Annotated in this window: 9 protein-coding genes; 5 read left to right on the top strand and 4 right to left on the bottom strand. The window is 64.1% G+C overall.

Going from position 1 to position 12650, the window contains the following annotated elements; translation table 11 throughout:
• Positions 1 to 111 precede the first annotated feature (111 nt).
• The gene (gene acnA, locus BJI69_RS14120; protein WP_046966091.1) at positions 112 to 2856 is read left to right on the top strand and encodes an aconitate hydratase AcnA; all 2745 of its coding nucleotides are present in this window, start codon (positions 112 to 114) and stop codon (positions 2854 to 2856) included.
• A gap of 184 nt (positions 2857 to 3040) precedes the next feature.
• Here acnA and BJI69_RS14115 read toward each other — a convergent pair whose 3' ends face one another.
• On the bottom strand, positions 3041 to 3472 hold the full coding sequence (locus BJI69_RS14115; RefSeq protein ID WP_046966092.1) for a hypothetical protein: 432 nt from the start codon (positions 3470 to 3472) through the stop codon (positions 3041 to 3043).
• Positions 3473 to 3596: 124 nt separating this feature from the next.
• Between BJI69_RS14115 and BJI69_RS14110 the strand changes: the two genes are divergently transcribed.
• The gene (locus tag BJI69_RS14110) at positions 3597 to 5294 is read left to right on the top strand and encodes an AMP-binding protein (RefSeq protein ID WP_046966093.1); all 1698 of its coding nucleotides are present in this window, start codon (positions 3597 to 3599) and stop codon (positions 5292 to 5294) included.
• Between the two features lie 68 nt (positions 5295 to 5362).
• On the opposite strand, the gene BJI69_RS14105 is transcribed toward BJI69_RS14110, so the two are convergent.
• The 3 genes from BJI69_RS14105 to dinB form a co-directional block, all read right to left on the bottom strand.
• Positions 5363 to 6895: an N-acetylmuramoyl-L-alanine amidase gene (locus tag BJI69_RS14105; RefSeq protein ID WP_046966094.1), complete on the bottom strand. Its 1533-nt coding sequence runs from the start codon at positions 6893 to 6895 to the stop codon at positions 5363 to 5365.
• 295 nt (positions 6896 to 7190) lie between these two features.
• Positions 7191 to 7544, bottom strand: a complete 354-nt coding sequence (locus BJI69_RS14100) for a PilZ domain-containing protein (protein ID WP_244465194.1) — start codon at positions 7542 to 7544, stop codon at positions 7191 to 7193.
• 139 nt (positions 7545 to 7683) lie between these two features.
• Entirely contained in the window at positions 7684 to 8871 is a 1188-nt protein-coding gene (dinB, locus tag BJI69_RS14095; RefSeq protein WP_046966095.1) for a DNA polymerase IV, read from the bottom strand.
• 392 nt (positions 8872 to 9263) lie between these two features.
• Here dinB and BJI69_RS14090 point away from each other — a divergent pair, with 392 nt between their 5' ends.
• From BJI69_RS14090 to BJI69_RS14080, 3 genes are all read left to right on the top strand, one after another.
• Positions 9264 to 10067, top strand: coding sequence for a segregation and condensation protein A (locus tag BJI69_RS14090; RefSeq protein ID WP_219811414.1), 804 nt, complete (start codon positions 9264 to 9266; stop codon positions 10065 to 10067).
• Positions 10068 to 10131: 64 nt separating this feature from the next.
• Positions 10132 to 10989, top strand: coding sequence for an SMC-Scp complex subunit ScpB (gene scpB / locus BJI69_RS14085; protein ID WP_046966097.1), 858 nt, complete (start codon positions 10132 to 10134; stop codon positions 10987 to 10989).
• Entirely contained in the window at positions 10986 to 12650 is a 1665-nt protein-coding gene (locus tag BJI69_RS14080) for a pseudouridine synthase (RefSeq protein ID WP_046966098.1), read from the top strand. The genes scpB and BJI69_RS14080 overlap by 4 nt, the downstream gene beginning before the upstream one ends.

Below are 12650 nucleotides of genomic sequence, written 5' to 3'. Positions count from 1 at the left end.
CGGTCTCACGGCGGTCGCACGCAGGGGCCAGACTGCGCGATAATCGACGCTTTGGCGCCTCCCCAAGGAGCGTCAGGCCTCCCCAGCTTAAGAACACGCCAGGAGTACAGCATGAAAGACTCGTTCTCAGTCCGAGACAGCATCGAAGTCAACGGCAAGCGCCACACGATCGCCAGCCTGGCCAAGTTCGGCGACAAGTTCGACATCAAGCGCCTGCCCTACTCGATGAAGATCCTGCTGGAGAACCTTCTCCGCCAGGAAGACGGCCTGAACGTCACCTCGAAGGAAATCGAGGCGGTGGCCAAGTGGGACGCCAAGGCCGAGCCGGACATCGAAATCTCCTTCATGCCCGCCCGCGTGGTCCTGCAGGATTTCACCGGCGTGCCCTGCGTGGTCGATCTGGCCGCCATGCGCGACGCCGTCGCCAAGCTCGGCGGCGACCCGAACAAGATCAACCCGCTGGCGCCGGCCGAACTGGTCATCGACCACTCGGTGCAGGTCGACGCGTTCGGTTCGGAAGGCGCGCTGGAACAGAACGTCGAGATCGAGTTCGAGCGTAACCAGGAGCGTTACTCGTTCCTGCGCTGGGGCCAGAAGGCGTTCAACAACTTCAAGGTCGTGCCGCCGCGCACCGGCATCGTCCACCAGGTGAACCTGGAAAACCTTGCCCGCGTCGTCTTCACCGCCGACGTCGACGGTGAGTCGTTCGCCTACCCGGATACCGTGTTCGGTACCGATTCGCACACCACCATGATCAACGGCCTGGGCGTGCTCGGCTGGGGCGTGGGTGGTATCGAAGCCGAAGCCGCCATGCTCGGCCAGCCGTCGTCCATGCTGATCCCGCAGGTCGTCGGCTTCCGCCTGACCGGCAAGCTCAGCGAAGGCGTCACCGCGACCGACCTGGTGCTGACGGTCACCCAGATGCTGCGCAAGCTCGGCGTCGTCGGCAAGTTCGTCGAGTTCTTCGGTGAGGGCCTGCCGAACCTGCCGCTGGCCGACCGCGCGACGATCGCCAACATGGCGCCGGAATACGGCGCGACCTGCGGCATCTTCCCGATCGACCAGGAGTCGCTGAACTACATGCGCCTGTCGGGTCGCGACGAGGCGCAGATCACCCTCGTCGAAACGTATGCCAAGGCCCAGGGTCTCTGGTACGACGCGAACACGCCGGATGCCGAGTTCACCACGACGCTCGAGCTCAATCTGGCCGACGTGCGTCCGTCGATGGCCGGCCCGAAGCGTCCGCAGGATCGCGTGCTGCTCGAAGGCGTGAAGGACAGCTTCCTCGACGCCGTCGGTCCGCTCACGATCAACCGCAAGCCGAAGAACGGCGACGTCGCCCGCTTCAGCAATGAAGGCGGCGGCACCGCCGTCGGCAACGACGCTAACAACGTCAGCAGCGACGGCGTGCTCGTCGAGAAGGACGGCCAGTCCTTCCGCATCAACGACGGCTCGGTCGTGATTGCGGCGATCACCTCCTGCACCAACACGTCCAACCCGGCCGTCATGCTGGCCGCCGGCCTGGTCGCCAAGAAGGCTGCCGCGCGCGGCCTGACCTCCAAGCCGTGGGTCAAGCCCTCGCTCGGACCGGGCTCGCTGGTCGTGACCGAATACCTGAAGAAGACCGGCCTGCTCGAGGAACTCGAGAAGGTGAACTTCTTCGTGGTCGGCTACGGCTGCACCACCTGCATCGGCAACTCCGGCCCGCTGCCGGCCGAGATCAGCAAGGGTATCGCCGAGGGTGACCTCGCCGTGGCCTCGGTGCTCTCCGGCAACCGTAACTTCGAAGGCCGCGTGCATCCCGAAGTGAAGATGAACTACCTGGCGTCGCCGCCGCTGGTCGTTGCCTATGCGCTGGCCGGCACGCTGAACATCGACCTGACCAAGGATCCGATCGCCAACGGTAGCGACGGCCAGCCGGTGTACCTCAAGGACATCTGGCCGACCAACAAGGAAGTCTCCGATGCGATCGCCGGTGCGATCAATCCGCAGATGTTCAAGGACAGCTACGCCGACGTCTTCAAGGGCGACAGCCGCTGGAACGCCATCGCATCGCCGGATGGCCAGACCTACGCCTGGGACGACTCCACGTACATCAAGAACCCGCCCTACTTCGACGGCATGTCCGCCGAGGCCGGCACCATCGAGGACATCCACGGCGCGCGCGCCATGGGCATCTTCGGTGACTCGATCACCACCGACCACATCTCGCCGGCGGGCTCGATCAAGAAGGACTCCCCGGCGGGTCGCTTCCTGATCTCCAAGGGTGTCGAGCCGAAGGACTTCAACTCCTACGGTTCACGTCGCGGCAACGATGACGTCATGGTCCGTGGCACGTTCGCCAACATCCGCATCAAGAACCTGATGCTCGACGGCGTCGAAGGTGGCTTCACCAAGCACATCCCGACCGGCGAAGAAATGGCGATCTACGACGCCGCCATGAAGTACAAGGCCGACGGCACGCCGCTGGTGGTCCTCGCCGGCAAGGAATACGGCACCGGCTCGTCGCGTGACTGGGCTGCCAAGGGCACCCTGCTGCTCGGCGTCAAGGCCGTGATCACCGAGAGCTTCGAGCGCATCCACCGCTCCAACCTGGTCGGCATGGGCGTGCTGCCCTGCCAGTTCCAGGAAGGCGAGAACGCGCAGACGCTCGGCCTGAAGGGCGACGAAGTGTTCGACATCACCGGCCTCAATGGCGGCGAGTCGAAGACGGCGACGGTCAAGGCCACGCGTCCGGACGGTTCGGTCAAGGAGTTCACCGTCAAGGTGCTCCTGCTGACCCCGAAGGAGCGCGAGTTCTTCCGCCACGGCGGCATCCTGCAGTACGTACTTCGCCAGCTGGCGAAGGCGGCGTAAGAAGCCCCATAAAAACGCCCCGGTGAAAGCCGGGGCGTTTTTTTGTGGCTGATGCCCCTGTTGCAGCCGTGCGCCCGCCTTCGTGCGCCCGCCTTAGGTAGGAGCCGATTCATCGGCGATGGGTGCTCGCGACACGGTTAGGGATCGCCGATGAATCGGCTCCTACCGAGCGGGGTGCGGTGACTTAGAGAGCCTTTTTCCAGGTGGCGGTAAAGCAACGCCACTCGCCACCCTCCTTCCGCCAGCCCGTTTCCACCCGGTACGCCCCGGCGTTGTCCGGCAGCACGCCTGCGCCTGCAGTGAGCGTCACGGTGAACGTCGCAACCATGCGCTCACCGCGCGCTTCGATCGTCGTCGGGCCCACCAGGGCGTGGATCGCCTGCCCACGCAGCGCATAGACGCGCACGAGGTTGGCCAACGAGCGCTTGTCCAGCTCCCCGGTGTTGCCATCGAAGTCGTCCGTGAGCGCCTCCACGGCATCGCTGGCCTTGGCAGCCTCCGCGCCCGCGACCGTCGCGGCGATCGCCTTGCTCACCTGCTCCTCGTCCGGCGTGTGCCGACAGCCGACCAGTGCCGACAACAGTAGAAATGCCAGTGCTATCCAGGGTTTCGACATCGTGTTATCCCTTGTGCTGTCTCGTTGCGTTGCGGCTTGCCGCTATACGCGCGCGTATGCTCCAATGCCGCGATCGTACGACAGGCCGCCGTACGACTGCCCTTTGAAGGAGTTCGTCCGATCCATGAGCATTGAGCGTCCGTGGCTTGACCACTATCCGGCCGGCATTCCCGCCGACATCGACGTCAGCGCGTACCGCTCCGTGGCGGCCGTCTTCGAAGAGTCCTTTCAGAAATTTCGTGATCGCCCTGCCTATAAGAACTTCGGCAAGGTCCTCACCTATGGGCAGATCGACGAACTATCCGCCGCGTTCGCGGGCTACCTTTCCGGCGAACTCGGCCTGAAGAAAGGCGACCGCCTGGCGATCATGCTGCCGAACCTGCTTCAGTACCCGATCGTGCTGTTCGGCGCCCTGCGCCTCGGCCTGACCGTCGTAAACACCAATCCGCTGTACACCACCCGCGAGCTGCATCACCAGCTGGAAGATTCCGGCGCAAAGGCGCTGGTCGTGCTCGACAACTTCGCCGCGACCGCCGAGCAGGCGCTGGACGGCACCCAGGTAAAGAACGTCATCACCACGGCGGTCGGCGACATGATCGGGTTCCCCAAGGGGAACATCATCAACTTCGTGGTCAAGAGCATCCGTAAGGAAGTGCCTGCGTTCAAGCTGCCGATGGCCGTCCGTTTCAGGGATGCGCTCGCACGCGGCAAGTCGCACCCGATGCCGAAGACCGACGTCGGCCACGACGATATCGCCTTCCTGCAGTACACCGGTGGCACCACCGGCGTCGCCAAGGGCGCGATGCTCACCCATCGCAACATGGTCGCCAACATGCTCCAGGCCGATGCCTGGATCAGCGGGTCGGCCAAGATGGGTGAGGAAATCATCGTCACCGCGCTGCCGCTGTATCACATCTTCTCGTTGACAGCGAACGGCCTGGTCTTCACGCGCATGGGCGCGCTGAACCTGCTGATTACCAATCCGCGCGACATGAAGGGCTTCGTCAAGGAGCTCTCGAAGGAGCGCTTCACCGCGATCACCGGCGTCAACACCCTGTTCAACGGCCTGCTCAACACACCCGGCTTTGCCGACCTCGATTTCTCCGGCCTGCATCTGTCGCTCGGCGGTGGCATGGCCGTGCAACGTGCCGTGGCGGAACGCTGGAAGAAGACCACCGGCGTGACGCTCGCCGAGGCCTACGGCCTGACCGAAACCTCGCCAGCGGCCTGCATCAATCCGCTGGACCTGAAGGAATACAACGGCTCGATCGGCCTGCCGATCCCTTCCACCTATGTGCAGATCTGGACCGATGACGGCCAGGTGCTACCCATCGGTGAAGTCGGCGAGCTGTGCATCAAGGGCCCGCAGGTGATGAAGGGCTACTGGAATCGCCCCGACGAGACCGCCAAGGTGCTCGATGCGAACGGCTGGCTGCGCACCGGCGACATCGCGCGCATGGACGCCAACGGTTACGTTTACATCGTCGATCGCAAGAAGGACATGATCCTGGTCTCGGGCTTCAACGTGTACCCGAACGAGATCGAGGACATCGTCATGGCGCATCCGGGCGTGGCCGAAGTGGCCGCCGTCGGCATCGACGACGAGCATTCGGGCGAAGTGGTGAAGATCTTCGTGGTCCGCAAGGATCCGGCACTCACCGAAGAGGCCCTGCGCGAGTACTGCCGCGAGAACCTCACCGGCTACAAGCGCCCCAAGCAGATCGAATTCCGCGACGCATTGCCGAAGACCAATGTGGGCAAGATCCTTCGTCGCGAATTGCGCGATGAGGATCGGGCGAAACGGAAGGCTGCGCAGGCCTGAAGGCGCGGCCGCTCCACAAGAGTTCTTTGTGGAGCGGCCAAGAGGGGCACAAACGATCACCGGTCGAGCTACCCCCCCATCCAGCCCCAACAGTCAGCGGTGAAGGGCTTCTTCGTCAGAACATAGTCATCGTCATCGAAGTAGCCAACGAACTTCACCTGCGCTCTCCTCCTTCGACACTGAATATCGAACTCTAGGAGATTTGGCGCCGCCGGGCTGCTAGCTTGGGCATACGTCACGTTCCCGAACTCATCACCCAGTTCGAGGTACACGGGAAACGTCGGTGTGCCCGAGTAGGTGGCCTGGAGCGAGATGGTTGAGCCAAACGTACTGATGTTTGTGATACTCGTAACCTTGAACGGATCGCACGCAACCCCAGCCCTAAAAAGCTCATAACCCTTTCGTACGCCCGCCATGGCGAATTTACGAAAGTCAGGACGCTGCATCGCAGCAGCGTCTTTCTCGTTTGTATGGAATCCGATTTCGATCAACGAAGATGGCATCTTGGCTGATCGCAGCTCAGCATAGTTGCCGGTTCGCCCCACAGCATCTACGACATAATCCGGAAATTCGGGCCGTGACTTGAGAACCTCTCGCACGTGGCATGCCAACGAAGACGCAAGACGTTTGCTCTCCGGCTGCCCTTTCTGATAATAGAAGCGTGCGCCCCGAGTCTCTGGCTCCCACGCGTTTGTGTGAATGTGAATGGACGCAGCTGCGTTGACATGATTTGCCAGCGCTGGACGGCTGTACATGTCTTCAATGCGCTCGTTATCGACACCCTGGTTATCTGGTCTGGAATGCCAAAGCTCAGGAATGTCCGGATACAAGGCCTTGATACGGTATCTGCCTGCAATGTCTCGCCAGGGACGTCCGCTCTCTTCGTGGATATCCGACGAAAGCGATCGCGCAAGGACCACCTCGAGCTTTTGCCGCTTACGCCCCCACAGCTCCCTAATCATTTGCTGATTGAGCTGTGCGACAAAATCCTGGGTGACATCGTCTTCCCGCGCCGAAAAAAATACTTCGCGCTGGGGAATCCATTTCTTGTAGCCCTCGTGATAGTAGACGCCATGGCCAGCTGAGAGAACAATGGTGTCGGTAGAAGACGCCTTCGCATCGTCCGTTGCAGCAGCTGGTCGAACCAGATCTTCTGCAGGTCGCTGTTGAGGGAACCAGAAATACATGTCCTTCCCACCAAATCGCAGGTCAACACCTTCCCACCCATCAATACTCCCCAGAACGTGGGACGCTGCCTCAGTGATGTGCTTTTGCAGATCTTCCATCTCCAGACTTTCCGCATGTAGCCCGTTTTCTTCGCCTAGATCGACCAATAACTCGTTTGTTTTCGGATCAAGCCGCGAACGGGCGATCAGGGGCGATGCCTGACCTGGAAAAAACGTCCGCCCACGCAACATCGCATTGATCTTGTCGTTTGCCCTGACCTCGATCTCCGAGCGCTCCAGGGGCGACATAGAGGAGATGGCGGACTCACCATCCACAGTCTGAGCTATGGCGAAATTCGCCGTTACGAAAAACGCGGCAGCGAGACACTTTCCCGCAGCTTTACTGCGGAATTGTCGGCCTTCTGAGATGTTCATTTGGAAACCTCGTTGTCGCCGGATCGGCACAACGAGAATCACCGCCTTGCAAACTCCGTTATGCAGGGCACTGACGACCTATCGGTAGTCGCAAAGCCCGCCTTGGATCGTGAGTGAGCGCACGCTCGACCTGTCGTCGAGCACTCAAGACAACTGGCGGACGGCCTACGCGACGTTTCTGCTTGCAAACGTGAAACGCCCAGCCTCACGGATGCGCGTTATCGGCCATGTCATCGTCGGCAGACCTATTCGATTGGCCTGTCGAAGGCGTGAGAGCAATTGCGTTTGCCGACAGTCAGTCGTCCGTCCAAGCCTCGAGCGTATCCGCATACCCACCCAGCAACTCCCACAACGGCGCCTGCTTGTCCTCGGGGATGAGCGTGTAGGCCATGCCGATCTGCCGCGCGGAAACGCGGGCGACCATGGCTTCCATGTGGATGTGCAGGTCATGGCCGAAGACCATGTCCAGGATCCAGGTCTGGCCGGGCTCGCCGCGCCAGCCGAGCGGGCGGCGCAGCATGGCGCCGGTCGCTGAAATGTCGACCAGGTCGGTGGGGTGCGCTTCGCCGCCGCGGCTCATCAGGACCGCGGTCTGCACCTTCATCCGCGCGTGGCGATAGCGCATGTTCGAACTTTCCTTGTCAGACATCTGCTGCATTTCCATCCATTTCGGTTCCTGCTGGACCTTATACGTCGAGTTCGGCATGACCGCACCCCGCACGACTTACGTTTCGTGTCACAAACGGACACATTAGCGCAGTCGTAGGGTTCGCCCGCAACACCGGCGTTCACTCGCTTCCGCGCGTCTTCAGCACACCCGCGCGGACCAGGGCACCGGCGCCGAAGCGCTCGTTGATCCGGTCCTGCACGCCATCGGAGCGTTTTTCCGAGACCGGCGCGGCGAACATGTCCTGCTGTTCATCGCTGTGCCGGGCATCGAACCCCGAAAGCGTCACACCGAGCAAGCGAAGCCTCGGCCGTGGATGCTGGTTCCACCAGACCTGAAGCAAGCGACGTGCCACGGCATAGATATCCGGCGTCGCGTTGCCGGGAACCGGCAACTGCGCCTGCCGGCTGTGGGTGACGAAGGGCGGTTCCCGCAGCTTCACCGACACCGTCCGGGCGTCCACGCCGCGCGACCGCGCCCTCGCCCCGACCCGCTCGCACTGGCGCAGGAGCCATGCCTCGGCGATCGGCAGCTCGTCCACGTCGATGTCGAAGGTCCATTCCGAACCGATCGACACTTCCGGCGCGTCCGTGACCACGGCCCGGCGGTCCTCGCCGAGGCACAACTGACGCAGTTGGGCAGCATGACGCTCACCGACGGCCTTGTTCAGCCGCCAGGCATCCGCGCGGATCAGGTCGCCGATGGTGCGGATACCGACTTTGTGCAGGGATTCCTCGGCCACCTTGCCGACCGTCCACATGCGTCCGATCGGCAGCGGATCGAGGTAGCCCTGCACTTCCCCGGGGTGGATGTGCAGGAAACCGTCCGGCTTGGACAACTCGCTGGCCAGTTTGGCGAGCAGCTTGTTGTGCGCCATGCCGACCGAGGCGTTCAGGCCCGTACGCTCGCGAATGCTCTCCTTGACCCGGCGCCCGATCGCCTCGATCGAGGCGAACAGGCGCAGGCTGGCCGTGACATCGAGAAACGCCTCATCCAGGGAGAGCCCCTCGATCATCGGCGTGACCTCGCCGAAGACCGAAAAGACGATCTCCGAAATTTCTGCGTAGCGGGCATGGCGAGGGAAGATATAGACGCCGTCCGGGCAGCGACGGCGCGCCTCCGAGGTCGGCATGGCCGAGCGGACCCCGTAGGTGCGGGCCACGTAGTTGCAGGTGGAAACCACGCCGCGCCGACCCAGCCCGGCCACGATGACGGGCTTGCCGACCAGGCTCGGGTCGTCCAGCTCCTCCACGGACGCATAGAAAGCGTCCATGTCGACATGGATGATCGCGCGAGGGGCCTGCTGCATACCGATATTGTGCCGGAACCGCGGGACGCCCGGCAGGCAGGCCGCTGGACTTGGGCGGGCACAGGCGATACCCTGTGCTCAATCGGGTGAACTTATTCGGGCGTCGCGCCCTCACCGGTCCGTGTTTCGGGACCGTGAGCGGACCGCTCCCGACGATCTTTCACAGGCGGTGACCCTCCTGGGGTGTCCAGCGGCAATGCCCTTCGCTCGTCGGCGACGATGCGTGGCATGCCGGGCGAGGTGGCGGTATAGCCGCCGGACGGCATCGATTGTTACGTTCCTGGTCGCACTCGCGACCCTTCTGACGTGTGCCGATGACTAACGAGACAACCGAAGTTCAGGTAGTCGAAAAAACCCAGGGTGCCTTCGCAGGCGTCCCGCAGCAGCAGGAAATGCCCCTCGCGCTCGTGCGCGGGCAGCCTGTGCTGCAAATGCCGCAGGATCTGTACATCCCGCCGGACGCGCTCGAGGTCATCCTCGAATCGTTCGAAGGGCCGCTCGACCTGCTGCTTTACCTGATTCGCCGGCAGAACCTGGACATCCTCGACATCCCTGTGGCCGAAATCACCCGGCAGTACATGGACTACATCGACATGATGCGCGAGGTGATGCGACTGGAGCTCGCCGCGGAATACCTGCTGATGGCCGCGATCCTGGCGGAGATCAAGTCCAGGTTGCTGCTGCCCCGGCCACCGAGCGAGGAAGGCCTGGAGGACGATCCGCGTGCGGAGCTGGTTCGCCGCCTGCAGGAGTACGAACGGTTCAAGCGGGCCGCGGCCGATATCGAAGCCATGCCGCGCCTGGAACGCGATACCACCGTGGTGCATGCCTTCGTCGGCGAGCACAACGTGGTGCGCGTACCGCCCCCGCTCGATCTGAAGGAGATGCTGCTCGCGCTCAAGGACGTGCTCGGACGTGCCGATCTGTTCACGCACCATGCGATCCAGCGCGAACCGCTCAGCGTGCGCCAGCGCATGGGCGACCTGCTCGAATCATTGGGTCGCGGCGGGTTCCACCGTTTTGAAACGCTGTTCGACGTGACGGAAGGTCGACTCGGGGTCGTTGTCACCTTCCTCGCCATGCTCGAACTGGCCAAGGAAATGCTCGTCGAGATCGTCCAGGAAGAAGCCCTCGGGCCGATCTATCTGAAGACGAAGGTACTGAGTGATGCCGAGCCCGAAGAGGCGCTCGCCTGACGGCCCTTGAGGGCCACGAACATCGAACCGATCCGCGCGACCCGCGCGGTACACCCGAAGGCCTATGCAACCCGAACAACTGAAACCCATCGTGGAAGCGGCGCTGCTGGCGTCGACCCAGCCGATGACGATCGCGCAGTTGAAGGCGATCTTCGGCGACGAGGACGAAGTGACCACGGACGACATCGTGGTCGCGCTCGCCTCGCTGACGCACGACTGCGACGGGCGCGGCGTCGAACTGATCGAAGTCGCCTCGGGCTGGCGTTACCAGGTCCGTCGCGACGTCCACGGCTGGGTGTCGCGAATGTGGTCCGAAAAACCCAGCCGCTACTCCCGTGCGCTGCTCGAAACACTGGCCCTGATCGCCTATCGCCAGCCGATTACCCGCCCGGAGATCGAACAGATCCGTGGCGTGGTGGTGTCCTCGAACATCATCAAGACGCTCGAGGAGCGCGAATGGATCCGCGTCGTCGGCCATCGCGACGTTCCTGGCAAGCCGGCCCTGTTCGGCACCACGAGGGGATTCCTCGACTACTTCAGCCTGAAGTCGCTGGACTCCCTGCCCCCGCTTTCCGAGATCCGCGATCTCGAGGAAATCAATCCGCAGCTGCGGTTCGACGGTGACGGCATCCCCGCGCATGCCCGCGTCGGCGCCACCCTGTCGATCGACCCGGACAACGAAGACGAAAGCCCAACGAATACCGAAGCATCCGATGATGTCGTGGCTGAGGCCATGACGATCGAAGAAACATCCGCCTCCGAAACCCCGTCCCCTGAGGACGAGACGGTCGAGGTCGCGAACCAGCTGCCTGCCGGCGACGACGTCGCCGCGGCTTCCGCCACTGCCGAAGAGGCAGAGAACCCCGAAAGCGACGTCGCCAAAGACGACGCTGAAGAAGATACCGAGGAGTCACGCGCATGAGTGCGCCGCAACGTTCCGTTCTATCCCTTAAGCGTGGCGAAAGCCGTCCCGATGATGGCGCCGTGCTCGAAGAGCGCCTGCACAAGGTCCTGGCCAACGCCGGCCTCGGCTCCCGCCGCATGCTCGAGCAGCGCATCCAGGCCGGCGAAGTCGAAGTCAACGGCACCGCCGCGACCATCGGCGCCAGCGTCCACGCCGGCGACCGCGTCGTCCTCGACGGCAAGCAGTTCGTCGTCGCTACCGACAATCGCAACGATGCCGAAGTGATCGTCTACCACAAGCCGGAAGGCGTGGTGACCACGCGCGAAGACACCGAAGGCCGTCCCACCGTGTTCGAACAGCTGCCGCGCCTGAAGGGCGCGCGCTGGGTCGCCGTGGGTCGCCTGGACATCAACACCACCGGCCTGCTCCTGCTCACCACCGATGGCGAACTCGCCAACGCGCTGATGCATCCGAAGAGCGGCCTCGAGCGCGAATACCTCTGCCGCGTCCACGGCGAAGTACCCGACGAGACCATCGAACGCCTCAAGGCTGGTGTCGAACTCGAAGACGGCCCTGCCCGCTTCGACGAGATCGCCACCATCAGCCGCGGCGGTAGCCACAGCTGGTTCCGCGTGACCATCCGCGAGGGCCGCAACCGTGAAGTCCGTCGCCTGTGGGACTCGCAGGGTTTCCTGGTCAGCCGCCTCAAGCGCATCCGCTACGGCAGCGTGGAACTCCCGCGCGCCCTGCGTCGCGGCGACAGCGACAACCTCGACGAGACCGCGATCAAGGAACTGCGCGAGCGCGCAGGCCTCGGTGCGCCGGCTCCGGTGCTCACCCTGAGCGCCGTGGTCCACCAGCGCCGCGCACCGCGTCACGTTACCGAGTACAAGCCGGACGGCCGTCCGGCCGGTGCCTGGAGCTCGGGTCGTCATGACGAAGCCCGTGAGCTCACTGCCTTCGATCGCCTGCGCGACGACAACCCGCGTGGCGGTCGTGGTGGCGCCGGCGGTGGTCGTGGTCGCCCCGGTGGCGGCGGCGGTCAGGGCGGCGCTCCGCGTCGCGAAGTGAACGGCAACGTCGCTCGTCCCGAGCGCGGTGGCGGTGGTGGCGCAGCCGGTGGCCAGCGCTCGCGTCGCGTCGCGCCGGGTCAGGAACTGCCGTCGCCGCGCACCTGGTTCGCTGGCGACAGCCGGTCCGGTGGCGGCAACGCCGCTGGCAACACCGCGGGCAACCGTGGTCCGCGTCCGGGCGGCCGTAGCGGCGGCCCGGGTGCTGGCGGCGGCAACCGCGCGCCGGGCCAGGGTGGTCCGGGTCGTGCCGAAGGCAATCGTAGCGCCGGCGGTGGACGCTTCGAAGGGGGCGGTGGTGCTCGCTTCGACGGCGGTGGCGGCGGCAATCGTGGCCCGCGTACGGGCGGCGCACCAGGCGGTGGCGGCAATCGCGCCCCGGGTGGCGGTGGCGGCTTCGGCGGCAACCGCGCGGCCGGTGGCGGCGGTGGCAATCGCGCCAGCGGCGGCGGCGCCAGCGGCAATCGCGCGGGTGGCGGTGGTAACCGCACCCCGGGCGGCGGCGCACGTCCCGGCGGCAATCGCGGCGGTCGTCCCGGTGGCGGTGGCGGCCAGGGCGGCAATCGCAGCGGTGGTGGCGGTGGTGGAAACCGCGGCGGCAACCGGTAA

The sequence above is a fragment of the Luteibacter rhizovicinus DSM 16549 genome (genome assembly GCF_001887595.1).
Lineage (GTDB): Bacteria > Pseudomonadota > Gammaproteobacteria > Xanthomonadales > Rhodanobacteraceae > Luteibacter > Luteibacter rhizovicinus.
This window is presented reverse-complemented; position numbering and strand designations above follow the sequence as displayed.

What these genes read in the sequence shown, in the direction of transcription:
- BJI69_RS14110 (WP_046966093.1), top strand. Translation starts at nt 3,597, where the DNA reads ATGAGCATTGAGCGTCCGTGGCTTGACCACTATCCGGCCGGCATTCCC.
- BJI69_RS14080 (WP_046966098.1), top strand. Translation starts at nt 10,986, where the DNA reads ATGAGTGCGCCGCAACGTTCCGTTCTATCCCTTAAGCGTGGCGAAAGC.
- BJI69_RS14115 (WP_046966092.1), bottom strand. Translation starts at nt 3,472, where the DNA reads ATGTCGAAACCCTGGATAGCACTGGCATTTCTACTGTTGTCGGCACTG.
- scpB (WP_046966097.1), top strand. Translation starts at nt 10,132, where the DNA reads ATGCAACCCGAACAACTGAAACCCATCGTGGAAGCGGCGCTGCTGGCG.
- acnA (WP_046966091.1), top strand. Translation starts at nt 112, where the DNA reads ATGAAAGACTCGTTCTCAGTCCGAGACAGCATCGAAGTCAACGGCAAG.
- BJI69_RS14100 (WP_244465194.1), bottom strand. Translation starts at nt 7,544, where the DNA reads ATGTCTGACAAGGAAAGTTCGAACATGCGCTATCGCCACGCGCGGATG.
- BJI69_RS14105 (WP_046966094.1), bottom strand. Translation starts at nt 6,895, where the DNA reads ATGAACATCTCAGAAGGCCGACAATTCCGCAGTAAAGCTGCGGGAAAG.
- dinB (WP_046966095.1), bottom strand. Translation starts at nt 8,871, where the DNA reads ATGCAGCAGGCCCCTCGCGCGATCATCCATGTCGACATGGACGCTTTC.
- BJI69_RS14090 (WP_219811414.1), top strand. Translation starts at nt 9,264, where the DNA reads ATGCCCCTCGCGCTCGTGCGCGGGCAGCCTGTGCTGCAAATGCCGCAG.